Genomic DNA, 698 nt, shown 5'->3' with positions numbered 1-698 from the left:
TGATCAACTCCCTGGCCACCTATGCCCGCGCCAACGAGTATGGTTTCCTCGAGTCTCCGTACCTGAAGGTTATCGACGGCAAGGTCAGCGAAGAAATCGAATATCTGTCCGCGATTGAAGAAGCCGAGTGCGTGATTGCGCAGGTAGACGCGAAAATGACTGAGGACGGCGGTTTCGAAGAAGACTTCGTTACTGTGCGTCACCGTTACGAATTTACCGTGATGGAACGTGACACCATTACCCATATGGATGTCTCTCCCCGTCAGGTGGTATCCGTGGCCGCGTCCCTGATCCCGTTCCTTGAGCACGATGATGCGAACCGTGCCTTGATGGGCTCCAACATGCAGCGTCAGGCTGTGCCCACCCTGCGTGCTGACAAGCCGTTGGTCGGTACTGGTTTTGAGCGTCATGTGGCCCGCGATTCCGGTGTCTGTGTGGTTGCCACCCGTGGCGGTATCGTCGACAAGGTGGATGCGTCCCGGATCATCGTGAAAGTGAACGATGACGAAGTGAGCGAAGGTGAAGCGGGTGTAGATATCTACAACCTGACCAAATACACCCGCTCCAACCAGAACACCTGCATCAACCAGCGTCCGCTGGTGAAAGTGGGTGATCGGGTTGCTGCCCGCGACATCATGGCTGACGGTCCGTCCGTTGACATGGGTGAGCTGGCCCTGGGCCAGAACATGCGCGTGGCG

General features: G+C 57.2%; 1 pseudogene. It reads left to right on the top strand.

What is annotated here, in order from left to right:
* Window positions 1–698, top strand: a pseudogene (gene rpoB, locus A3730_RS02115) (DNA-directed RNA polymerase subunit beta); the annotation flags it as partial.

It is taken from the genome of Alcanivorax sp. HI0044, from assembly GCF_001634945.1.
This window is presented reverse-complemented; position numbering and strand designations above follow the sequence as displayed.